Raw genomic sequence first — 23,356 nt, 5'->3', positions numbered from 1 at the left:
AGCAAAATGTAATTACAATTTATATAAAAAATATAAAAGATAATCAAAATGTATATTATTTAGCTACCCAAGGATGGCGTCTGCTGCATCATCCAGCGCTTCTTGTTCAAACCCATCAAAATAGGCCTCTGTCGTGTAATAATTGGTATGCCCTAACATATCACCTATTAGCGCTTTTGAAACACCCTTTCTTAAACCTGCTGTAGCAAACGTATGCCTAATAACGTAAGAAGTGAGTTTAATTGGTAGATTAATATCCTCTCCTATTTTCTTTAAAATATAAGTATGATGAGCTCTCCGATTCTGATATTCACGATACGTAGCGGCTTCATTACTTTCGTCATAGCCTCTTTCTAAAACCGGAAATAGTAGGCCACCAACTCTATTTTCATCTTTATAAATAGAAAGTATGGCTAAAGCCTCCTCATTCAATTTAATATCAAACTCCTTAACATTTCCGTGACGAGAAGTTTTTCTCCTCCTATATTTTAACCTACCATTCACTAAATTTTCTTGCTTTAAATAAGCTAGATCTATAAAATTCATTCCTCGTGTATTAAACATAAAAAGAATGTAATTACGCTGATCCCACTTTAATGTACCCTTTTCATAGTTCATTAGACGTAGCTCTTTCAAATAATCCGTACTAACTGCTCTCTTTTTCGCCTTGCCTGATTTAATACTATATCCTCCTTTTCCAAATGGATAATCCTCCATTCGTAATTCAGTGGATTTATCTTTTATTGCCAAATTATAAACTCTACGTATGATTCGAAGATAATAACCATACCCATTCACTTTCATTCCGCGTTTTTGACAATCCGCTACGTAGGACAATAAAAAAAATTCATCAATTTCCTTAATTGTTAGTTTATCACTACCATAATATTGAATTAATGAATTTATAGTTTGATCAATCGATGTGACAAACCAGAACTGTTTTGAATTTCGATAAATCTCCCTTACCTTCTCTCCATATTCTTTGAAATACGTTTTCTTTATTTCTAAAACACCCTCCTTTTCTGCTCTATCTTTATCAATCCTTTCTTTAATTAAATCAGCTAATTCATATACAGTGAGATTTTCCAAATGCATAGAATATGAATCAATTACTTGTGATGCCAAGGAATATTTATTGAAAATTTGAGTATTAAGTCTCGATGAATGAGCTACAGACTTCTTTATTTTCAAATGATTAGAATCCCACTCTAGCAAATCGAGTTTAATATTCAATGAAATCATCTTAGGCTTACCCTTGTGAGTGAGTCTTAGAACTAAGGGAAATTTTTTTGCTTTCTTATTTCGGGTATCTAAGTGTAATACTATAGTTGCCATTTACTTTGTTTTATGTGTTGCATTTTTTTGCTAATATTTTGCCAACAATGCAATTAATAAAGTGCTAAAATAAATAACTTAAATCATTAAATAATTCCACAACCCCCTCATTTATTACCTTTTAGCATAATTTTACTAAATTAAACAATAGATTAATAGTCGGTTATAAATGTTGAAGGGCCGCCTCCAGGTTAGGCGGCCTATTTTTTTTAAAATACATTTATAAAAATATCCCACACCTTAAGCATTTAATATGCACAAGCAAATCACTCATTTGCAGTAAAATATGGTTTCAACAATTTTAAACCTGCCTAACCGAGCAATATATTAACATTTTTACTTAACTTATTCTTATTATAGATGTATAACGGACATAAATGTTCGGTTATACGGATGTTAGGCAAACATTTAAAGAAAACAAGTTGGAATGTCAATACTGAAAAAAAATAGAGAAAAGCTGAACTTGACACAGGAAGAACTTTCTGATAAATCAGGGATTTCTGTGAGAACCATACAGCGTATTGAATCAGGGAATGAACCAAAAGGAAAAACACTTAAAATATTGGCAAAGACCTTAGGAATAAAAGAAAATGAATTGCTTGAAAAAGAAGAAATCCATTTTGAAATTAACTCCAACTTTATTAAGATTATCAACCTTTCTTCATTGCCTTTTACTATAATCCCACCTGCAAATATTGTAATTCCGCTTGTTATAATGTTTACCAAAAAGCAATTTAATCCGATGGTCAAACAAATTGTTTCCATTCAAATTTTATGGCTAATCATTGCTGGTATTATTTTTATGCTAAGCTCCTTTATGAAAAATTGGTTTTCGCTAGGGAACAAGTTTATTTTAATTATTATGACTTTATTGGTTTTGTCAAATATGTTCATCATCCTCAGAAATACGGCAGAGATTGACATGAAGGGGAAACTGTTTTTTAGACTGAATTTTAGTCTTATATGAATCCCTGACGCAAAGATGGCGGTATATTGTCAGGATAATGGCGGGTAGATTTTTATGATGTTGATCAAAAGGAATAGTTTTTTTGTAGAAAAAATTATTAGTATGACAAAACAAATTCTCTTTAGCGCAGCTTTTCTTGCTTTATCTATTTATAGTGCCATTGCACAAACAGATAAAAACTCAGACTTATTTATCGAACTCAAAAAGCAAGACAGCATTTTCTTTGAACGTGGGTTTAACCAATGTGATTTGGATTATTTAGAAAGTCACATAGCCGAAGATTTAAAATTTTACCACGACCAAAGTGGATTCCAAGATAAAAATTCCTTCTTGGAAAATACTCAAAAATACATTTGTCCTAATTCAGGGATAAAACCAATTCGCAAAGTAGACACAAATAGCTTGGAAGTATTTCCTCTGTACAATAACGGAAAACTTTATGGTTCCATCCAGAAAGGGATTCATCATTTCTATTTAAGAGAAATGGGTAAGGAAGATATCTGGACCAGTACAGCAAAATTCACTCATATTTGGGTTCTGTATAACGAAATTTGGCAATTAAACGAAGTTGTGAGTTACGACCATCAAGACCCGGTTATTGAAAATCCTAAAAATGGAATCGAAAAGTTACTGAAAGATAACAATGTTCCTACATTAGGAATTGGAATAATAGAAAGAGGAAAATTAACCAAAGTTAAAGTTTATGGAACGTTGGATAAGCAAACAACTGCTCCCTACAATACCATATTTAAGGTAGCCTCCTTAACAAAACCCATTGTTGCCTTAACTGTATTAAAACTAATTGACAAAGGATTACTGAGTTTAGATGAACCTTTATATAAATATTGGATTGACCCAGACATTAAAAATGATAAACGATATAAAAAGCTGACACCAAAAATCATTTTAACCCATCAAACAGGTTTTCCCAATTGGCGATATATGACAGAACCCAATAAACTTGCTTTTGAGTTTGCCCCAGGAACTCAATATCAATATTCTGGAGAAGGTTTTGAATATTTAAGAAAAGCAATTGAAAACAAACATGGCAAAAGCATTGAAGAACTTGCCACAGAACTCCTTTTTGAACCTCTTGGAATGATAGACACCCACTTTTGGTGGGATTCAACAATGGATGAATCAAGGTATGCTCAGAACTTTAATGAAAAAGGAGAAAAAATAGAAACAGTAAAATATTTTGAAGCAAATGCAGCAGCAAACCTTTTGACTACCGTTGAAGATTATGGAAAGTTTTTAGCTTATTTAATCAATGGTGCTGGACTTTCGGTAAACCTTTATCAAGAAATAATGAAACACCAAGTGGAGCTTAAAGAAAATGATTTTTTCGGATTAGGTTGGGAGATTTTAACAGAATTCAGTGATAATGAATTTGCTTTACTGCATACAGGAAAAGACCCCGGAGTAAGTACATTAGCCATATGGTTCCCCAAGTCTAAAAATGGATATTTAGTATTCTTGAACGGGGATAATGTCGATAAAATCTATGAAGAATTACTGACTAAACGACTCTATTTAGGAAATGAATTGTGGAATAATAGATAGAAAAACGTTGCCGCATCGAGTAGCCCGGCCTGAGTTAATATGACTCAGGATGAGCCTCACAGACCACTGCACATACGTCTCGCGCGTACAGCGGTTCATTAAATCTAGGGTTGAAGTTTGAGGTAATAATCTAGCATGCTTTCAATGCGGTGATGGTAGTTGTTAGAATGGGATTTTACAGCCTCGCTTTCTTCATCGCACGCCTCACAGCAAACCACCTTGCCACTTGATAATGCTTCGGGACAAGACTCCCTCACACAAGGTTGGATCACTCAATCTATTGAGTCATATTCACCATTCAAGGCGCTCCACAGGCGCTAACCCTCATAGACTTATGAGCTACTTGCAATGGGCATTTGAATCCGGTACTTTTAGATATATGAAAAATCGATCAGCTTACGGATTTTAGCTAATCGTTGGCGGTGATGGCTTCGAAAACAAAATAAACAATAAAGAAAAATAATTTACCTATTTCTACTTCTTGGCTTCATTTATCGGGTTTACTCAAAAAAAACACTGACCAGTTACAGCCAGTATTTTTAATTGAATCAAAGGCCAATTGCTATTACATTTTGGGAAAAAATTCATTTAGAGATCATTGCTTTTTTCAGTTTTTTTTAACAATCATTTTCTAAATTTCTTTAGCCCTGATAAAGCAAAATGCACTTTTGAGATTTTTTTCTATTAAAATATCAGCTAGTTTACTATATCAAAACTTCGCCAGAAGCTTATTTATCTCTTGGATCTCTTTCGTTTACTGCATCGTATTTTTTAACCTCATTTTTCATTTTTGGAGCCCATTTTGTAAAAAGAGCAATTACTTCTGGTTGAGCCAAGTGTTTATCTAATGATGCTTGGTCTTTCCAGCGTTCTAATACGAGCATACTTCCTGCATCTTTATCATCTAAAGTAAAAGAAATTGAGATACATCCTGTGTTTTTAAACCCAAGGGGAATTGTTGCACGAGCTTCTGAAACAAAATCCTCAATTTCTAAAGGGTTTACATATACATTTCCTGCTATAATAATCATGTTTAATTTGTTCTTGTTACAAATTTATCTAAAGGTAATCGTACTTTTTTGAGGTGAGCCAAATAATCATTTTCTTCATCTCTGTACCCTAAAGCGAGAATTACCACACTTTTGAGATTTTTTTCTTTCAAACCTAATAGTTCATCAAATTTACCGGGATCAAAACCTTCCATTGGAGTAGAATCTATTTTTAACTGAGCTGCTGCAATGAGTCCCGTCCCTAGACCTATGTAGGCTTGTTTCGTTGCCCAATTGAAATTATCAGCGTCAGTTTTAGCTAAAAAGTAAGTACTTATTGAATTTTTAAAATCAGCCAATTCTTCAATACGTGTTTCTCTTACTTTTGCCACTAGCTCAATATATCGATCTATATGCTCCTGTTTAATGGAAGTAAAAGCAGAAAACACCAAAAGATGTGAGGCTTCGGCTATTTGAGAATTAAAAGAATCCTTACCCAAATCTTTTTTCAAGACAGGATCATCTATAAGGGTAAGTCGATAAGGTTGTATTCCTACTGAAGATGCAGAAAGATTAATTGCTTTAATTATTTGTTCCAAATCATCATCTGCAACTCTTTTATTACTGAACTTTTTTGTGGCATACCGCCAATTCAAATCATCTATTAATTTCATTACTATTTTCTTTAAAATGATGAGCCAAAAGTAAGCCTACAAGGTTACTTTTTGTAACTTACAGCCAAAAAGTAATAGTGACATTCGAGTAACCAAGTGACTTATTATGGAAACAGTAAAAGAACCAATAAAAGAATGTAGCCAAACCATTTTAGCAATTCACGATGTAATGGATATCCTTAATGGCAAATGGAAAGTATCTATTATCGCCTGTCTCTGCTATAAAAAAATGCGCTATTCTGAATTATTACGAGAGGTAAAAGGAATATCGGGCAGAATGTTGAGTCGAGAATTAAAGGAACTGGAGATGAATCAACTCATTATAAGAAAAGTATTAAACACCCAACCTGTAACTGTGGAATACGAAATAACGGAATACGGCTCGACCCTCAAAAATTTGACTCATACTATTGCCGAATGGGGTATGAAACATAGAAAAAAGATAATGGGTAAATAGATATAACTAATGAGTATACACCCTACCGCCAGTCGAATAGGCAAAGGGGAACCTCACCCCTAAGCCTCACACAGAACCGTACGTGAACCTCTAGATTCATGCGGCTCTTGTTATGTAATCATTATTAGGGTGAAATCACACTAATTTGCACCCAACACTCTTTGATGTACTGCATAGGTGCCGAGTGAATAACCTCCTTTGGGCGTCAGTATGATGCGATGCCTCATCCGACTCATATAGCCTCAGTATCCAGTTCCTGTTCATTGGACCCGGAATGTGCAGCCTGACTTACTTCAGTGCATGCCTTACCACAAACCACCTTGCGACTTGCTAATGCTTTGGGACAAGACTCCCGCACACAAGGGACTCTCACCACTTGGAGTACTCAATTTCTTGAGTCATATTCGCCATTCAAGGCGCCCCTCACTGTATAAAATGGCATTAAACCGACCGGCTATACTAACCATTAGCATCAAGGCTAAAACATACTACAGAAGGAATCAATCCTGTCTTAGACCATTACAATCTCACTACAACAACTACCAATTCGGACACATTTCATAGAATAACTTTGAAGAATTTTGTACTTAAAATAAAGTTATTTCAAAACAATAAATAAGAATTATGCAAAAGAGAGAATTAGGAAGTAGTGGATTAGAAGTTTCCGCATTAGGCTTTGGCTGTATGGGTTTAAACTTTTCTTACGGCAAAGGAATTGAGAAAAAAGAAGCAATAACACTCCTACGCAACGCAGTGGAAAGAGGAATCACATTTTTTGATACAGCAGAAGCATATGGCCCTTTCACCAACGAAGAAATTCTTGGCGAGGCATTTCAAACAGTACGCAAAGATATAGTTATCGCAACAAAATTTGGTTTTAAAGATGCCATACCATCAGCAGGTTTGGACAGTAGACCTGAAACTATCAGAGCAGTAACCGAAGCATCTTTAAAAAGATTAAAAACAGATTACATTGATTTACTGTATCAGCATAGAGTTGACCCTAATGTTCCAATAGAAGATGTTGCCGGAACAATAAAAGACTTGATACAAGAAGGAAAAGTAAAGCACTTTGGTTTATCGGAGGCTGGTGCAAAAACTATTCGCAAGGCACATTCAGTTCAACCTGTAACAGCATTACAAAGCGAATATTCTTTGTTTTGGCGTGAACCCGAAAATGAAATCATACCAACTTTAGAAGAGTTAGGAATTGGTTTCGTTCCATTTAGTCCTTTGGGCAAAGGTTTTCTTACTGGTGCAATAAATGCGGACACAAAATTAGAGGATATCGACCGCAGAAATATCATTCCTCGTTTCAGCAAAGAAAACAGAAAAGCCAATCAGGTTTTAGTAGATGAACTTTCAGAAATTGCCAATCAAAAAAATATTACAACAGGACAATTAGCTCTGGCTTGGCTTTTGGCTCAAAAGCCTTGGATGGCACCAATTCCAGGGACTACAAAATTGCATCGTTTAGAAGAAAACATAGAAAGCACAAATATTGTATTAACAGCCGATGAGCTTGCCTTAATAAACAAAACAGTTAGTGCAATAACACTTGTGGGAGACCGCTATCCAAAAGTTTTAGCAAAACAAATAGACAAATAATAAGCAAAAAAAGTGTTAGCAACTATAAAGGGTGTGCAAAGCAATTAAATACTTTGCACACCACACTTTATGCAGCAAACGAAAGACTGCCTCTGTCGAAATAAAATTGATTAAATTTATAAACTATGCAGCAACAGTTGAACATCACGCCTATTAAAAGCATATCGCAGCTTACGCGAATATTGGGACTTCCTGCACCATTGCACCCACTGGTTGCTTTGGTTGATTACAATAATGTTGCGATTAAAGTGTTTCCAATAGGTCAAAAAGTGAGTTTTGATTTTTATAAAATTTCCTTTAAACCTACCTTCACGGGACACATAAAATACGGACAGGGACATTACGATTTTGAAGAAGGTGGATTGGCATTTTTGAAACCAAAACAAATTATTTTTTCACCCGAAGAGGCAGAAAGCTATGAAGGAATCGCTTTGTATTTTCATCCTGACTTTATACGAAATTATCCCTTAGGAAAAACAATCAATAATTATGGCTTTTTCTCTTATAATGTTACCGAAGCCCTATTTTTATCAGCAAAAGAAAAAGAGGTTATAGCTAATCTATTTACTTCAATAGCCAATGAATTAGACAACAATATTGACCTCTTCAGCCAAGATGTTCTGGTTTCACAAATAGAACTGCTCCTGAATTACAGTAATCGTTTTTACAACAGGCAATTTATTACACGAAAAGCAGCTAATCATGATATCATAACTTCTTTAGACAAACTTTTAAATAACTATTTTGAAGGAGACAGTTTGCAAAATGGCTTACCTTCCGTGAAATATATCAGCACCGAATTAAAATTATCTCAACGCTATTTAAGCGATATGCTGCGTTCACTAACAGGACTAAACACACAACAATACATTCAGAATGCAGTCATAGAAAAGGCCAAAGAAAAATTATCAACCACCAGTCTTTCCGTTTCAGAAATTGCTTATGAATTAGGTTTTGAACATTCCCAATCGTTCAGCAAACTATTTAAGACAAAAACCAATCAATCACCATTAGAGTTCAGACAATCTTTTAACTAAGAAAAACAGACAGAAAACCCAGCCGCCAGTAAAAAAACAGGTTTGGACATAAGGCCTAGAGTAGCTACAAAATATGGCGCAAACTATATCAAGCAGCTTTGTTATAAATTAATTTTAATTGCACTTTAAATTGACACACAAAGAACAGAAAATCGACTTATTGAATGAATTAGAAGTTGATAAAGAATTAGAGAAAATATGGTTTGATCGTTACGGACATAAGGAAGTTTTATCTGGAATTTTCCCAAAAGAATTATACTCTCATTCAATCACATTTTTATCCTTAAATCCATCGCTTCAACCGAAAGACAGAATCAATGCTAAAAAAGGAAATTACCCTGACACCCCTTACCCCATAATTGACTGGAAAAGAGAGAATTGTGAATATAAATTTTTTGAAAAGTTTTATAATTTAGGAAAAGAATTTAAACCTTAGACTGTCTTAGATTTACTCTATGAACGAGATTCTAATCAAAAAAATCTAGAACAAAAATATAAACGCAAAACTATTCTGAAAGAAGACAAGGTATTCCTAGAAAATCAAATAAAACTGACTTTTAGGGTTTTAAAATCAATTAACCCTAAAGTTGTAATAATTTCAAATTCATTTGCAAGTCAACTTATACACGAGAATTTCAACGAATTAAATCTAACTCAAGAAATTCCCTCAACAGAAAATAATTTTGTTTACCGAATTAATGAAATTCCATTTATCATAAAAGAAAGTAAATATATGGGAAGTCGATATTTAGAAAAGAATGAGGGTAGAATCAATAAATTAACGATAGAAATAAGCCGATTATTAAAAGAAATTGAAAAGTAAAACTACTTACGATCGTGAGGCGAAACGTTAGCCTATAACCACGGTACGCCTCACGGTCATCTAGCTTGTGCCTAGCTAATATTTCGAAATACAACACCCATTCAAGAGACGTGCTTGCGCTGAAACATCTCCGTTATTGATAGCGTTCTAATGTTGACCAACTCACACATTTACCTCACCATGGCAAGTAAATCATGCGGATACCCTAGAGAGATGGAACTCAGTTTATCTAATGATGCCAGGTGTTCATCAGTAAGTTGAAGATTTACAGCCTGCATAGCATCTTCAAAATGCGCAAGCTTACGGGCACCTATCAAAGGAAAAGCACCTTTGGATAACACCCAAGCAAATGCAACTTGCCCGGCAGTAGCCTTTAGCTCTTCTGCTATAACAACAAGCTGATCAATAATTGCTTTTGTCTTCTCATCTTCAGTATATGCAGTATTACCACCCAAAGTCAAACGGCCAGAATCTCCATTTCTATATTTTCCTGTTAATAGTCCTCCGGCTAAAGGTGAATAAACCATAGTCCCTAACCCAAACTCTTTCGCCATAGGAAAAAACTCCCGATCGGCTGTGCGTTGCACCAAATTATATTCTATTTGCAGTGCGGTTAAATTTGTAATGCTTGCAATAGAAGCCACTTTCCAAGCAGGAAAATTCGTTAACCCTGTATAAAGAACTTTGCCCTCTTGCACTAACCCCTCCAATCCTCTAACAATCTCTTCCATAGGAGTTACACCATCATCAAAATGGGGCATATAAATATCAATATAATCAGTTTTCAAACGCTTCAAACTGGCATCTACTGCCTGTTTCATGGACTTACGATGATTTCCATAATTGCTTTTAGCCGGATTAACTTCACTGCTTTTAGTATATTTAGAACAGATGATGAAATTCTTACGCTTGTTGCCTAAAAAATCGCCCACAATTTCTTCCGCTTCACCAAACTGATAAAGGTCAGATACATCAATAAAATTTCCTCCCGCATTTTCATAAGCAGCAAGTATTTTATTGGCCTCTTCTGGTGTAGCTCCATATCCTTTTCTAGTACCAAAATTGGCGGCACCTAAAGTAACTTCACTTGCATACAACCCTGTATTAGCCCCAAATAACTTATATCTCATCATAAAATTTTAATTTTGAGACAAACCTAACCTCAATAACACTGCACGTCAAGTACGGATAAATTTGTCCGTATCATGTTTTAACATCCGAATATTGTAATATTATGTATACTCGAAAAACACCAATAACAGCCGAATGTGGCCTTCACTTATTTATGGAGGTATTGAGTGGAAAATGGAAAATCAATCTAGTTTGGTGCGTGTATAATGGCATTATACGTCCCGGTGAATTACAAAGAAAAATACCAAATGCATCTAGGCGAGTGTTAGAAACACAGTTAAAGCAGCTGGTACAGCATAAAATTCTTTCAAAAACGATTTATGAAGAAAAACCTCCTAAAGTAGAATACGCCTTAACGCCATTAGGGAAGTCTCTCATTCCAATTATTAAATCTACCGCTCAGTGGGGTGAAGAAAATCGAGAAGAATTGGAGAAGGTAATATTGCCTCAAATAGAGTAAACACATAAACCTTAATAACAAAACATAAGCCTAATTCATCCTAATTACTGCAAAGGCTTACACTTCTGCTTACGAGAATCATCACAAAAAACAACTCTATATCAGCACCTTACAATCATTCGGGCAAGATTGATCTAAACAATAATTACATTCCTAAAACTATAGAGTAAACAGCACTCATGTTTTATTTTATGCAGATATTTTAGTATTTTCATTATAAGTTAGTCTAGCCAAACTTTGAAATGATTGAACAGTTAAATTCTGAAATACTCACCAAACTGTTAGATGATTTACCAATTGGTATTGGAATTTTTCAAGTACCAGATCCCACTGATTTAAAAAGTGTGAAGTATATCTTCATGAACAAGATTATACTTCAGGAAATGAGAAAGGAAAAAGAAGAGGTTTTTGGCAATTATATTATTAATGTAGCGCCAGAAGCATTTGAACACGATACTGGCCTAAAGGTAATTGAAACTTACAGGGATATATCGGTAAATGGTGGAAGTATGAATTTAGGCATGGTGCAGTATTCCAACTCTGAGGTTGCTGGTACCTATGAATGTTCTGTACATCACATCCAAGATAACTATGTATATGTAATGCTTCGAAATGTCACCGAGCTAGAACAATCAAGAAAAGAACTTGCCGAAATAAATAAAACGCTTGAAAGTATTGTAGCTCAACGAACCTCTGCACTGGAGCAATCTAAAAAAGAGCTGGCCGATATCAACAAAAATCTGGAGATCAGAGTCCAGGAACGAACGATAGAACTAGAGCGTAAGAACAAAGAATTGGAACAATTCGCTTATATTTCTTCACATGACTTACAAGAGCCCCTGCGTACTATTACCAATTTCATTCAACTAATTCAGGAAGACTATCAGAGTGATTTGCCTGAGGAAGCGGTAATGTACCTAGAAGCCATTAGTAAATCTACAGAGAGAATGAGAAAGCTTATTTTTGCGCTGCTAGACTTTTCCAAACTAGGAAATAACAGACAGCTGGTAGCTGTTGATTGTGAAAAAATGCTCATTGATGTAATGGAAGATTTACATCAGTTAATACAGACAAAATCGGCTCAGTTGTCGATCGACCAGCTACCTGTTATATGGGCTTATAAAACTGAGTTGCGACAAATTTTTCAGAACTTAATAACCAATGCCATTAAATTTCAAAAGAAAGGGCACACTGCCAAAGTCAGGGTTAGCTGTTCTGAATTGGAAGATTATTATCAGTTTTCTATTTCTGATAATGGAATTGGTATTGCCCCAAAAGATCGTGATCGCATTTTCAATATCTTTCAAAGACTTCATTCTGAAAAGATCTATCAAGGCTCCGGAATAGGTCTGGCTAATTGCAAAAAGATAGTAGAAATGCACAAAGGAAATATTTGGGTGGAATCAGAACCTGATCAGGGTAGCACCTTTCATTTTACTATTTCAAAACAACCATTACCCTTATGAATAAATTAAGTTGCGTGATGCTAATTGATGATAATGAATATGACAATTATTTTCACAAAAGAACCATAGAAAAGTCTGGAAAAGTGGAAACCGTGATAGTTATGCAGTCAGCAGAAGAAGCTTTAAAATACCTGAGTCAATCCCCTGAGACTAATCCCCCTCGCCCTGAGTTACTTTTCTTAGACATCAACATGCCCGGAATGAATGGCTGGGAGTTTTTAGAAGAGTACAAAAAACTAGGACAAGAACAGCAGGTTAAAACTTTGATAGTAATGTTGACTACAGCTAGAAATAAAGAACACAGAGAAAAAGCAAAAAGCATAATGCCCAACGTGGGCTTTTTTAGTAAACCATTGACTACTGATGTGCTAAGCGAAATAATACTTAAACATTTCATAGAAAGCTGATCTATGCCTTTTAGCCTTAAAGTATAATGCGCTAATCTTTATTTAATTGAGCTCCACACAGTAGAAACATTCTACCTATTGGAAATGAAACACGTTCTAAATCACCAATACTTTCCATATGGCCACATGGCATAGTTTATGACTTCCAAAAGAGTAAAAAAACATGGGTATGGAGAAGTTTTTAGACAAATTAACAAAACCAAGAGTTTTTATGGTTGGGAAAGACCCTCAATGGATATACACTACTTCATTGCTTGTAGCTAATATTAACAATACGTCAGAAATTATTATTGTTAATACTTTGCCATACCTTCAGAAAAAACTTAACAGTCAATATTTCCTTTATCAGGGCACGCCTGATTTATTATTGATAGACCTTAACAATAATTATAATGATTTTGAAGAAAACATTAGCATAATTACTAACCAGCACCTACTGAATGATTCCAAAATCATTGGTTTTACGTGCTGCAAACAAGAAGAAATTTTTAAAGCTATGGATATTTTTGATAAACTGATTGTTTATGAATATTCAGAGACCAGCGCATAAAAAGCTCCATTTTTTTTCAGCTGCATTCAAACGCTTCAACTAAATACACTCGGTATTATAAAAGATTCTTTTTTATGGAAAAATAAAACCGTGTCCATTTACCCTGTTGCGAATCAACGGTTATATCACCTCCAGCATGCTCTATAATTTTTTTTATGGTGGGTAAACCAAAACCCGTCCCCTCAATACCAAACCGGTCTATTTTTGATGTAAATGTATTAAAAATACACTTTAAATCACCTTCAGCTATTCCACAGCCGTTGTCCGTTAATTGGAAATAATAAAAGTCCAAATCCTCAGAACTTGTTATGGTAATAAAAATCTGCTCTTTATCATTATACCGCACACTATTATTGATCAGGTTTAAGAAAATCTGATGCAGCTTAGTTCGATTAAATTTAATTTGATCACATTCACAATTAAACTCGAAAGACAATGATTTATCTGTGATAACCGATCTTTCTAATTCGGCAAAGAATTCAGAAAGTTTTATTTCCTGATTGTATATAGACTTGTCATCAGCCTTAGAATATTCAAGAATACCATCTACTAATGACTTTATTCTGTTGGCTGCTGAATTACTAACATCTATCAACTCTTTTTCCTTATTCGGCAAAGCTTCACTATCTTTTAGCATATCATTGCAAAGCTGAATAGAAGTTAACGGAGACTTGATATCATGAGAAACCATTGCAGCAAAGCGCTCCAGATCACCGTTTTTAATTTCAAGTTGTTTTTTCACCTCCTGCAATTCACTATTAGATTTTCTTAACTCTAAAAGGTTAATTACATTTCTGGATAGGATTTTAAGAGCCTCTTTTTGTTCATTAGTGATTTGCCGAGCTACAGTATCAATAATACATACAGTACCAAGTCCATACCCCTTATCTGTAATTAAAGGCACCCCTGCATAAAATACTATATTTGGGTCTCCAGTAACTAATGGGTTATTTTTAAACCGGTCGTCCATGCGCGAATCTTCAACTACAAAAATCTCTTCTTGATATTCAATAGCATGCGCGCAAAACGACCATTCTCTTGGAGTTTGATTTGCACGCAACCCCACTTTAGCCTTAAACCATTGCCGATCTTTATCTACAAATGAAATAAGGGCAATAGGAGTTTTACAAATTGAAGAAGCCAGATATGTGATATTGTCATAATCACTCTCTGTAATAGAATCAAGAATATTATAACTTTTTAAGGCATCGAGTCGCTGCCTTTCTGTGCTCTCTAACATCACTTAGTAAATCGAATTAACTACAAATCTAAAAATTCTGACAGAATTTTCTAAAAGCATATGGCAAGCCAAGCACACAATCCACTAAAAAACAACACTATACACCAAATCATAGCCATAAAACAAGAATAACATATGGATAAATATTTATTACGAAATGAAAACCTACAGTATATTTTAACCGAATGAGATGTGTTACGTTTACTTCAGTAGTATGACTATACAAAGCAACAGCTTCTTTAAATATAGCGTAAACATTATAGATGAATAGACTTGTAAGCAAATTAGGCATTAAGCATCCAATTATTCAAGCCCCAATGCTTGGCGTAGCAACACCAGAAATGGTAGCTGCTGCTGCTCAGGCCAACTGCCTCGGCTCTTTACCTCTCGGAGATTTAAACTCAGCATTGTGCGCGCAAAAAATAAGGGAAACCAAAAAACTAACTAATAAGCCTTTTGCTGTTAACATATTTACCAATAAAATCCCGGCTATTACGGAGCAGCTTAGAGAAAAGTACAACAGAGTAAAAAATCACTTATATGCTCTGTCAAAAGAATTAAATTATGATGTACTGCTGCCTGAAATTGATGAAATAAAGCCTAAAGGATATAAAGATCAACTTGAAGCAATTATTGAAGAAAAGTGCAAAATATTAAGTTTTACTTTCGGCAATCTGGATAATGATAGCATTGAACTGCTGCATAACCATAATATCACCTTAATAGGAACATGTAATTCCGTTGCAGAAGCTGTTGAATTAGAAAATTCTGGAATTGACATTATTTGTGTACAAGGTTTAGAAGCAGGTGGCCATAGAGGCACATTTGAGGAAAGCGATATTCCTCTATTTTCAGGGTTTTCGCTACTCCATAATGTAAAACATACTATTAAGACTCCATTGATATATGCAGGAGGAATAACAAGCAAAGCCTCAATAGACGCATTAGCACTACTCGGAGCAGAGGGTTTTCAAGTGGGAAGCCTTTTACTATGCTCTGAAGAGAGTGCATTGCAGACTTTCCAAAAAGAAAGGATAAAGAGAATACAGGAAGATGAAATTATTCTTACTAATAGTTTTTCAGGTCGGTATGCAAGAGGTTTAAACAATAAATTTATAGCGCTTTTTGAAAACAGTGAATACACACTGCCTTATCCTTACCAAAACAAGTTAACCAAGCCTTTTAGAGATGAAGCAAAGAAAAAAATGGATACCGAATGGCTAAGTTTATGGGTAGGCCAATCCATTAACAGCTTCAGCGTTGAATCCACTGCCAAAATTCTAACCGCACTTATATAGCTGTGCCCTTAACAAGAATTATTTTTTTGTCAAACCAATAATTAATCGTAATATTACGATAACGAAAAAACATATGGGATCATCCAAAACACAGATATTTAACGAACAGCAAAATGAAATTGCCCTTTTTGCTAAAGCATTTTCACACCCTGCCAGAGTAGCAATTATTCAACATTTATTCAACTTAAATGCCTGTGTTTGTGGCGACTTAGTAAAAGAAATAGGTTTAGCACAATCTACGATATCACAGCACCTTAAAGAGCTGAAAAACTTAGGGCTTATTAAAGGAAGCATTGAAGGTACCACAGTGTGTTATTGTATAGATGAACACAATTGGAATAAGATGAGAAACCAAATGACTAATTTTCTAAATCAAGATTTTTCTAACAGCGATTGCTGTTAAAAAAATTTAACTTCATTAATCGTATAATCGCAATATAACAATGAATACATTTCCTAAACTAAAGCAATTCATATCGGGTATTGACTCAACTTCCATTTCGGCAGAGAGAAAGAAAATATTAACCCCTCTTATTCTATATATCCAAGCAAATAGAGAATCTCAGTCACCTATACGTCTAAATTTTATTTGCACTCACAATTCAAGAAGAAGCCATTTAGCTCAGGTTTGGGCACAAACCATGGCCTTCCACTTTGGCATAAAAAACGTTTTTTGTTATTCGGGAGGTACAGAGGCCACTGCGCTTTATCCTATGATAATACAAACTTTGAATAACGTTGGGTTTGAAATAAACACCATTGCTCAGGTAGAAAACACTGTTTATAGCATCAAATACACAGACAATGAAGCCCCAATCATAGGTTTTTCAAAAACACTGGAGAATGAATTCAACCCAAAATCAGATTTCTGCGCCATTATGACCTGTGACTCAGCCAATGAAACCTGCCCATTTATTGCTGGCGCAACAGAACGTATACCCATAACTTTTGAAGATCCTAAGGCATTTGATAATAGCCCTCAACAAGCAGAAAAATACAAAGAAAGGAATTTACAAATTGCTACAGAGATGTTTTATGTATTCTCAAAAATCGCTTTATAAGCCATGACAACAAAAAGACTTAGCTTTCTGGATAAAAATTTATCGTTGTGGATTTTTATAGCCATGGCCATTGGTATTAGCATCGGCTATTTTATCCCCAAATTCCCTGATTTCGTTAACTCTTTAAGCTCAGGAACAACCAATATCCCTATTGCTATAGGATTGATTTTAATGATGTACCCTCCATTAGCGAAGGCTAATTATACCTTGTTACCGAAAGTATTTAAAAATATTAAACTCCTTTCCATTTCATTGCTACTCAACTGGATCATTGGCCCAATTCTGATGTTCGCTCTGGCTATAATCTTTTTGCATCACCACCCCCAATACATGATTGGCTTAATTTTAATTGGCTTAGCCCGCTGCATTGCCATGGTGCTGGTTTGGAACGATTTGGCTGAAGGGAGTAACGAATATGGTGCTGGATTAGTAGCTTTAAATAGTGTGTTCCAAGTATTTGCCTATAGCTTCTATGCCTGGTTGTTTATAACCAAACTACCCCCATTATTCAGTTTTGAATCTACTGCCGTAAATATCTCCATAGAAACAATTGCCGAAAGTGTTTTTATATATCTAGGCACTCCTTTTTTATTAGGAATCTTCAGCCGGTTAATTCTTGTAAAACTTAAAGGTGAAGCATGGTATAACAAAGTATACATTCCTGCAATCTCTCCTATAACATTAATAGCTTTACTACTCACCATTGTAATCATGTTCTCATTAAAGGGCGAATTGATTATAGAAATACCTATGGATGTAGTAACTATCGCCATCCCATTATTAATCTATTTCATTACAATGTTTTTGATAGGTTTTTTCATAACCAAAGCAATGAAAGCCGATTATAGCAAAACAGCATCAGTAGCATTTACTGCCGCTGGCAATAATTTTGAATTAGCAATAGCAGTTGCCATAGCCATTTTTGGAATAAACTCTGGTCAAGCATTTGCAGGTGTTATCGGCCCTTTGGTAGAAGTTCCGGCACTCATCCTGCTCGTTAAAGTTTCATTTTGGCTAAAAAACAAATACTTCTAACGCATATTTTATAAGTGATCGTAACGAATAACACTGCACATTACGCCTTCAATGAAGGCTGACAATAAAAGCCTTCATTGATCATAATCAAGTAATTACATACAAATACGCATGAACACAAAAGGCCACACGAAAACTCGTGCGGCCTTTATAAATACAAAACTAACTACTCTTTAATAACTTTCATCTTAACTATACCCACCTCTAAAATATATATCCCTTTAGCAACTGAATACATATCTATAGATGAGTCTTCTCCAATCCTACCTGACTTCACCAATTCGTTATTTAGTGAATACAATTTATACTCAACCCCTTCTAATCCATTATTAGTTGTAACATAACATTTGTGTTTCACTGGGTTTGGATAAATAAACACCTCTTCTTGCTTATAATTTACCACCATCACAGTTTCTAAAACAGTCAGGGTCCCATCAAAATCTATCTGATTCAATCTGTAATACTGTTTTGCGGCATAAGCAAAATCATTTAACTCATATGTACGATTCACTTTTGAATCACCCGCCCCATCAACGGTTCTCCACTTCACCCAGTCTTGCCCATTTGTACTTTTCTCTATCAAAAACTTATCATTATTAACCTCCACCAGAGTTTCCCACCTTAAGTTATTGTAATTATCCTTTGCTTCTCCAGTGAATGAGTATAATACTATAGGTAAAGGAGTGCTACCACTGGTCATCACATACCTTCCTCCTTTTCTCACACCAGTGGCATCAAAAGACTTATCAGCAATACTTACTGCAGTATTTAGCGCTTTATACTCCCCGTTTCCTGTATCATCTAAAGCCAAATGGACATCTGGATCTGTAAGTAATAAAGTTCCTAATCCAGGGTCATCATATTTAGCATCAATATCAAAAAGATAAACATCCTCTGGCTGGCCATTAAATTCTACATCAAAATAATTATTAGCAATGTTGTAAGTCAAAGGATCTTCGGGCCAGTGTCCTGAATAATATGTAAAAGTTATGGAAGTAGGAATATCAGAGCTACCATCAAAAGTAATACTAGCCCGCTCCAATTCGTTAACATTAATAACATATTCTACGCCTGCCACAAATGGACCATTGATTACTATTGATATTGGTGTTGAAGCCACAAGGTCAGTATCAAATTCATAAGCTCCTATATCCGGTGCTCCTTCAGTAGCATCTACCGGGCGCAACACCCCTTCAATGTCATCCACAATTCCGGCCAAGTGTACTCCCATGCCACTTACATTCCAGCTATTGGCATTAGTATTATCTGGCTTTAGATAAGTAGCTGAAGTAAAGCCAGGGTTAGCATGTATCGAACGCAATTCTTTACCTGTAGCCAATCTCCAATTATACATTTGCGTGTTAGCATTAGTCAAAAGGTCAGCTAGACTTCCTACAAGTCCTATGTAATTATTAGTGTGCGATTCTTCTGCATCTACATGGTAACCATTATAATTTAAAGTAGTAAGCTGACTGCCATCATTTTCAATAAATATAGCCAAGGCCGAAGCTTTACCTGCAAGGCTATTGTCCCCTCCCAAATCATTTTTTATAATATTATTTTGGAAGTTTACATCTGTAGAATTGGCCGCTACTGCTATACCCATAGATACTGAAGTAGTGAAATCCATTTCATTGCCAGACATATAGATGCTGTTATTATATATGGATATACCAGACTGATTATAGAGCTGCAAAAGTCCTGCTTCGCCTCCCAAGCCCACAAAAATCGCTACGGGATTTAAAAAACCTGCATTAGCGGTAGAACTCGCTCCGTTTCCACTAATACCCCTAATCACGTTATTACTTATGGATATATTACAATTAGAAAGCCCTGAGTAGAGATTAATAGCATGAGCACTAAGATTAGAGGTGGTGTTACCGTCAAATCCCATATTAAAAATCTCATTCTTGAAAACATTTAAATTCTTACAGTTTTTATCTATAACCAAACCAGCATCTGCATTTAAATCTGTTTGGTCAAAATCTCCTATTTGATTGTTGCTCACCTCTCCTACATCTACACCTAGCAAGTGTATTCCATATTCTCTAATCCAGTCAGTAGTGTTTGGTGAAACTAAGTTATTACCTGTAATAGTAATATTGGATGCCAAGCTTCCTGCATTAAAACCTGTTAAAGAGCGGTCCACTCCATCTATGTGAATTGCCTCCAACACAGATTCAAAATGATTATTATCTATGGTAATATTATTAAAAAGAGCCTCTGACTCAAAGTGCGTGTTGGTAGTCTCAGCGCTAAATAAACCCGCAACTAAACCATACCCCTTATCCTGACTATTCGTAGAAAAATTAGTATTCCTAATTGTTATATCTTGTACTACGTCCGTTTCATTTTCACCTGCAATAAATAGTGGCATCACAAAATCATCAGCATTATTGTTACTTATAATGCTTAAATCCTGGCTTACGCCTCCAATAGTATTCGCCCCATCTATAGTAATATTACTCACCCCCCGGAATGTCACCGTTCCTACATTAGGAACAAAGAAATTAGTACCAACAATAGTAGGAGTTGCCCCAGTACCAGGGTCTGGTTTTATAGTAAGATTATATGTGCCCATACCTGTATAAGGTGTAGTGGATCCATCTCCTAAAATAATAGGAAACGTTTCAAAGTCTTTATTATAAAGCTCATCTGACAAGTAAAAATTAACATCATTACTTTGTCCATAATTATTTAAATAATTGATAGCACTGGTAAGTGTAGGGAACTGCTCACCGTTTTTAAGGCCAATGGAATAATCTCCTGCCAAAGGAGGTTTACTTGAATATTGCCATGTAATTAAAACATTATCAATATTACCTGGTGGTTGATCCAAATTACCATCATTATCATTAATCCAGTTGAATGATAATGTAGCCCCATTGATTGCATTTTGAATGAAATTCAACTGTGAAGCATTCAATGTTATGGCAAAACGCCCCCATGTATCTATATCGTACAAATAACCAATGGCCATGGAGTTGGAGGCGTCCAAATTAGCATCTGTAGCCAGAACACCATCTGGGATGTCTGCCAAATAAATGGTAAGCAAATCAAAATTTCCTACCAATTCTCCATCAGAATAACCGTCAAATTGAATTACGATTTCTTTATCAGTAGCTACAGCCGGCCAATTAGGCTTTACCCATACGCTATGGTCTGAAGTTTCATTATTATATGTATTTGTACCTGCTCCTGTGTCTACTCCTAAGCTAAGCCCCCCAGCAGTAAACGGGCTGTTATATGGCAATAAAAACCATTCATTATCGGGTACTCCTTCAGTAATAGATTTAGTCCACCCTGTTAGTGCACCCTCAAAATTCTCAAATAAAATTACTTCCTGAGCAAATGAAGTAGAAAGAGAGAAACAGAAAAAAATTGTTAAGATGTGCCTCATACCTTTGTTTTATTAATTGTATAGAGGCAAGGAGCTAAATTTTAATCAGAACAATAATTAAGATCGACCAACTACTGAATATTCCCGATCAACATTTTAGCCCCATTTTGCAATTAAACTTATTCATTATAAAGAAGTTGCAAACTCCTTAAATAATTATCTTTTGTAAAATTTCACTATTTCACCATCACAGATCAATGTATAAAGCCCCGACTCCAATTTACTCACATCCACAGTCCAACTTTGCCCATCAAAATTCAATTCAAACATTCCTTGCATGCTTTCTCCTCTGTATGAAAATATGCTTATCTTCTCTGCTCCCATACCCCTCACGTGCATCACACCCTGAGTAGGATTTGGGTATACCGTTAACTTCTCCATTGCAGCTTCTTTTCTAAAATTGATAGATAATGCTCTTCCATATTCAAATGCACCATCATAATCTACTTGCTTTATTCTATAATATGCCAAGTTGTTCAACGGCTGGTAGTCTATCCAACTATATTTAATAACCTGATTGCTATTGAAATTCCCTTCTACTCTTCCTACAGTCTCCCATTCTCCATTGGGAGATTTCCTTTCTATTTCAAAATAATCGTTATTTAATTCTGAGAGTGTAGTCCAGCTCACAGAAACAGCATTTTCTTCTATTTTTATGCCAAATTCACCGAAGGTAACGGGTAATACTCCTTGTAAATCTGAAGCTGGAACCTGACTCCCAATGGTATAAAATGATCCTGGAGATGATTGATTATTATACTCTGTTGAAATCCATTCTTCAGACCTTACGGTAGATAAAAATCGCACCTCATCTAACATACCATGGAAATATCTTCCATCTAATGGGTTAGAGCCTAAGAAAATATTGCCATTACCAGAAAGGTTTCCTGTGACTCCATTAATATTACCAACATTTACCCCATCCATATACATGTTCATTTCTCCTGTGGAGGCATCTCTAGTCACTACTACATAATACCAGTTCGAAACTGTTGCCACACTTGAACTTTGTAATGTATTATATGCACATCCAGCATTTCCTACTCCAAATGAAAATCTATCATTATTTAGGGCCATTGGTATCATATCATCTGCACAAGCCGAAACATCAGACCAGATAATCCCTGACCCTCCGAATGCATTAAAATCAGCATTACTACCCAGAGAATAAGGATTGACCCATGCCGAGATAGTAAATGATTCAGAGGTAGTGTTTGCTACAGTCATATAATCATCCGTACCATCAAAGAATTGACCATCGGCTATTTTTCCTGTTCCATCCGCAGACCCAGCATTAGTCCCATTAGAATTATTATTAGTTCCATCATTAAAGTCATCATGTAGGTGAAGCACTCTTTTATAGTCATTTCCCCACACCAAATTAGTTGAAGGATCACTTGCTGCTACAGATGAATTACCATAGTACATAAAAATACGATTCGCACTTGATCCATTGAGTGTAGGAACTTGCACCCAAGCTACGTATTCACCTGTATCTTCATTAAATTTTTCTATCTGATGCTGTAGCACCGTGCTTGCATCGCTAAGCGTAAAAATTATATCATATCCGTTAATACTCGATACATTTCCGCCTCTTCTTGTTGATCTCAAATCATTATCAACTAAACTAATTAGCAACGGAAATTCATTTAAGTTACCAGCTACATTTTCCTGAGGAATAGTTATTTCCTTTCCATAGCTATAACCAGCAGGCTGGGCATAGGCTTGCGAAAAGCTTATAATTAATAACCATAATAGAATGATAGATGTGGTTTTGTACATGATTTCTACGTTTATTATTATACGTTACATTACTCTAATATAATGCCAGTTTAAACATGTATATGAGCACTCC

At 35.3% G+C, this 23,356-nt stretch carries 21 protein-coding genes; 14 read left to right on the top strand and 7 right to left on the bottom strand.

Annotated features, from left to right (window positions below; translation table 11 throughout):
- Window positions 1-63: 63 nt before the first annotated feature.
- Window positions 64-1,335, bottom strand: a complete 1,272-nt coding sequence (locus tag ACXACQ_RS09190) for a tyrosine-type recombinase/integrase (protein WP_474975642.1) — start codon at window positions 1,333-1,335, stop codon at window positions 64-66.
- A gap of 427 nt (window positions 1,336-1,762) precedes the next feature.
- Here ACXACQ_RS09190 and ACXACQ_RS09185 point away from each other — a divergent pair, with 427 nt between their 5' ends.
- Entirely contained in the window at window positions 1,763-2,302 is a 540-nt protein-coding gene (locus tag ACXACQ_RS09185) for a helix-turn-helix domain-containing protein (RefSeq protein ID WP_474975641.1), read from the top strand.
- A 102-nt stretch (window positions 2,303-2,404) separates the two neighbouring features.
- On the top strand, window positions 2,405-3,865 hold the full coding sequence (locus tag ACXACQ_RS09180) for a serine hydrolase domain-containing protein (protein WP_474975640.1): 1,461 nt from the start codon (window positions 2,405-2,407) through the stop codon (window positions 3,863-3,865).
- A 728-nt stretch (window positions 3,866-4,593) separates the two neighbouring features.
- On the opposite strand, the gene ACXACQ_RS09175 is transcribed toward ACXACQ_RS09180, so the two are convergent.
- Complete coding sequence (locus ACXACQ_RS09175) at window positions 4,594-4,896, bottom strand: putative quinol monooxygenase (RefSeq protein WP_474975639.1); 303 nt, start codon at window positions 4,894-4,896, stop codon at window positions 4,594-4,596.
- Between the two features lie 2 nt (window positions 4,897-4,898).
- Window positions 4,899-5,528, bottom strand: coding sequence for an NAD(P)H-dependent oxidoreductase (locus tag ACXACQ_RS09170; RefSeq protein ID WP_474975638.1), 630 nt, complete (start codon window positions 5,526-5,528; stop codon window positions 4,899-4,901).
- 106 nt (window positions 5,529-5,634) lie between these two features.
- Between ACXACQ_RS09170 and ACXACQ_RS09165 the strand changes: the two genes are divergently transcribed.
- The 4 genes from ACXACQ_RS09165 to ACXACQ_RS09150 all read left to right on the top strand — a co-directional run bounded on the left by ACXACQ_RS09165 (window position 5,635) and on the right by ACXACQ_RS09150 (window position 9,066).
- Window positions 5,635-5,985: a winged helix-turn-helix transcriptional regulator gene (locus ACXACQ_RS09165; RefSeq protein ID WP_474975637.1), complete on the top strand. Its 351-nt coding sequence runs from the start codon at window positions 5,635-5,637 to the stop codon at window positions 5,983-5,985.
- A gap of 624 nt (window positions 5,986-6,609) precedes the next feature.
- Window positions 6,610-7,593, top strand: a complete 984-nt coding sequence (locus tag ACXACQ_RS09160) for an aldo/keto reductase (RefSeq protein WP_474975636.1) — start codon at window positions 6,610-6,612, stop codon at window positions 7,591-7,593.
- A 182-nt stretch (window positions 7,594-7,775) separates the two neighbouring features.
- Window positions 7,776-8,630, top strand: coding sequence for a helix-turn-helix domain-containing protein (locus tag ACXACQ_RS09155; RefSeq protein ID WP_474975635.1), 855 nt, complete (start codon window positions 7,776-7,778; stop codon window positions 8,628-8,630).
- A gap of 130 nt (window positions 8,631-8,760) precedes the next feature.
- Window positions 8,761-9,066: a hypothetical protein gene (locus ACXACQ_RS09150; RefSeq protein WP_474975634.1), complete on the top strand. Its 306-nt coding sequence runs from the start codon at window positions 8,761-8,763 to the stop codon at window positions 9,064-9,066.
- A gap of 557 nt (window positions 9,067-9,623) precedes the next feature.
- Here the strand turns inward: ACXACQ_RS09150 and ACXACQ_RS09145 are convergent.
- Entirely contained in the window at window positions 9,624-10,586 is a 963-nt protein-coding gene (locus ACXACQ_RS09145; protein ID WP_474975633.1) for an aldo/keto reductase, read from the bottom strand.
- A 101-nt stretch (window positions 10,587-10,687) separates the two neighbouring features.
- On the opposite strand from ACXACQ_RS09145, the gene ACXACQ_RS09140 reads away from it, so the two are divergent.
- From ACXACQ_RS09140 to ACXACQ_RS09125, 4 genes are all read left to right on the top strand, one after another.
- Window positions 10,688-11,044 (top strand): winged helix-turn-helix transcriptional regulator, encoded by a 357-nt coding sequence (locus ACXACQ_RS09140; RefSeq protein ID WP_474975632.1) that lies wholly within the window; start codon window positions 10,688-10,690, stop codon window positions 11,042-11,044.
- Window positions 11,045-11,286: 242 nt separating this feature from the next.
- Window positions 11,287-12,510, top strand: coding sequence for a sensor histidine kinase (locus tag ACXACQ_RS09135; protein ID WP_474975631.1), 1,224 nt, complete (start codon window positions 11,287-11,289; stop codon window positions 12,508-12,510).
- Window positions 12,507-12,917 (top strand): response regulator, encoded by a 411-nt coding sequence (locus tag ACXACQ_RS09130; protein WP_474975630.1) that lies wholly within the window; start codon window positions 12,507-12,509, stop codon window positions 12,915-12,917. Before ACXACQ_RS09135 ends, ACXACQ_RS09130 begins: the two co-directional genes overlap by 4 nt.
- A 169-nt stretch (window positions 12,918-13,086) precedes the next feature.
- Window positions 13,087-13,467 carry a hypothetical protein gene (locus ACXACQ_RS09125; RefSeq protein WP_474975629.1) on the top strand — a complete coding sequence of 127 codons (381 nt, stop codon included), beginning with the start codon at window positions 13,087-13,089 and terminating at the stop codon, window positions 13,465-13,467.
- A 55-nt stretch (window positions 13,468-13,522) separates the two neighbouring features.
- On the opposite strand, the gene ACXACQ_RS09120 is transcribed toward ACXACQ_RS09125, so the two are convergent.
- The gene (locus ACXACQ_RS09120) at window positions 13,523-14,707 is read right to left on the bottom strand and encodes a sensor histidine kinase (protein WP_474975628.1); all 1,185 of its coding nucleotides are present in this window, start codon (window positions 14,705-14,707) and stop codon (window positions 13,523-13,525) included.
- A 263-nt stretch (window positions 14,708-14,970) separates the two neighbouring features.
- Between ACXACQ_RS09120 and ACXACQ_RS09115 the strand changes: the two genes are divergently transcribed.
- The 4 genes from ACXACQ_RS09115 (at window position 14,971) to arsB (ending at window position 18,101) form a co-directional block, all read left to right on the top strand.
- Window positions 14,971-16,005, top strand: coding sequence for an NAD(P)H-dependent flavin oxidoreductase (locus tag ACXACQ_RS09115; protein ID WP_474975627.1), 1,035 nt, complete (start codon window positions 14,971-14,973; stop codon window positions 16,003-16,005).
- Window positions 16,006-16,078: 73 nt separating this feature from the next.
- On the top strand, window positions 16,079-16,408 hold the full coding sequence (locus ACXACQ_RS09110; protein WP_474975626.1) for an ArsR/SmtB family transcription factor: 330 nt from the start codon (window positions 16,079-16,081) through the stop codon (window positions 16,406-16,408).
- Between the two features lie 40 nt (window positions 16,409-16,448).
- Entirely contained in the window at window positions 16,449-17,066 is a 618-nt protein-coding gene (locus ACXACQ_RS09105; RefSeq protein WP_474975625.1) for a low molecular weight phosphatase family protein, read from the top strand.
- Window positions 17,067-17,069: 3 nt separating this feature from the next.
- Window positions 17,070-18,101 carry an ACR3 family arsenite efflux transporter gene (gene arsB, locus ACXACQ_RS09100; RefSeq protein WP_474975624.1) on the top strand — a complete coding sequence of 344 codons (1,032 nt, stop codon included), beginning with the start codon at window positions 17,070-17,072 and terminating at the stop codon, window positions 18,099-18,101.
- A gap of 166 nt (window positions 18,102-18,267) precedes the next feature.
- Here the strand turns inward: arsB and ACXACQ_RS09095 are convergent, their stop codons facing one another.
- Window positions 18,268-21,501 carry a T9SS type A sorting domain-containing protein gene (locus ACXACQ_RS09095; protein ID WP_474975623.1) on the bottom strand — a complete coding sequence of 1,078 codons (3,234 nt, stop codon included), beginning with the start codon at window positions 21,499-21,501 and terminating at the stop codon, window positions 18,268-18,270.
- A gap of 156 nt (window positions 21,502-21,657) precedes the next feature.
- On the bottom strand, window positions 21,658-23,283 hold the full coding sequence (locus ACXACQ_RS09090; protein WP_474975622.1) for a DUF2341 domain-containing protein: 1,626 nt from the start codon (window positions 23,281-23,283) through the stop codon (window positions 21,658-21,660).
- Window positions 23,284-23,356: the final 73 nt, after the last annotated feature.

The organism is Fulvivirga sp. AWR4_260, from assembly GCF_056158185.1.
This window is presented reverse-complemented; position numbering and strand designations above follow the sequence as displayed.

Coding starts and splice junctions, on each gene's coding strand:
- ACXACQ_RS09190 (WP_474975642.1), bottom strand. CDS start 1,335: ATGGCAACTATAGTATTACACTTAGATACCCGAAATAAGAAAGCAAAA.
- ACXACQ_RS09185 (WP_474975641.1), top strand. CDS start 1,763: ATGTCAATACTGAAAAAAAATAGAGAAAAGCTGAACTTGACACAGGAA.
- ACXACQ_RS09180 (WP_474975640.1), top strand. CDS start 2,405: ATGACAAAACAAATTCTCTTTAGCGCAGCTTTTCTTGCTTTATCTATT.
- ACXACQ_RS09175 (WP_474975639.1), bottom strand. CDS start 4,896: ATGATTATTATAGCAGGAAATGTATATGTAAACCCTTTAGAAATTGAG.
- ACXACQ_RS09170 (WP_474975638.1), bottom strand. CDS start 5,528: ATGAAATTAATAGATGATTTGAATTGGCGGTATGCCACAAAAAAGTTC.
- ACXACQ_RS09165 (WP_474975637.1), top strand. CDS start 5,635: ATGGAAACAGTAAAAGAACCAATAAAAGAATGTAGCCAAACCATTTTA.
- ACXACQ_RS09160 (WP_474975636.1), top strand. CDS start 6,610: ATGCAAAAGAGAGAATTAGGAAGTAGTGGATTAGAAGTTTCCGCATTA.
- ACXACQ_RS09145 (WP_474975633.1), bottom strand. CDS start 10,586: ATGATGAGATATAAGTTATTTGGGGCTAATACAGGGTTGTATGCAAGT.
- ACXACQ_RS09140 (WP_474975632.1), top strand. CDS start 10,688: ATGTATACTCGAAAAACACCAATAACAGCCGAATGTGGCCTTCACTTA.
- ACXACQ_RS09135 (WP_474975631.1), top strand. CDS start 11,287: ATGATTGAACAGTTAAATTCTGAAATACTCACCAAACTGTTAGATGAT.
- ACXACQ_RS09130 (WP_474975630.1), top strand. CDS start 12,507: ATGAATAAATTAAGTTGCGTGATGCTAATTGATGATAATGAATATGAC.
- ACXACQ_RS09125 (WP_474975629.1), top strand. CDS start 13,087: ATGGAGAAGTTTTTAGACAAATTAACAAAACCAAGAGTTTTTATGGTT.
- ACXACQ_RS09120 (WP_474975628.1), bottom strand. CDS start 14,707: ATGTTAGAGAGCACAGAAAGGCAGCGACTCGATGCCTTAAAAAGTTAT.
- ACXACQ_RS09115 (WP_474975627.1), top strand. CDS start 14,971: ATGAATAGACTTGTAAGCAAATTAGGCATTAAGCATCCAATTATTCAA.
- ACXACQ_RS09110 (WP_474975626.1), top strand. CDS start 16,079: ATGGGATCATCCAAAACACAGATATTTAACGAACAGCAAAATGAAATT.
- ACXACQ_RS09105 (WP_474975625.1), top strand. CDS start 16,449: ATGAATACATTTCCTAAACTAAAGCAATTCATATCGGGTATTGACTCA.
- arsB (WP_474975624.1), top strand. CDS start 17,070: ATGACAACAAAAAGACTTAGCTTTCTGGATAAAAATTTATCGTTGTGG.
- ACXACQ_RS09095 (WP_474975623.1), bottom strand. CDS start 21,501: ATGAGGCACATCTTAACAATTTTTTTCTGTTTCTCTCTTTCTACTTCA.
- ACXACQ_RS09090 (WP_474975622.1), bottom strand. CDS start 23,283: ATGTACAAAACCACATCTATCATTCTATTATGGTTATTAATTATAAGC.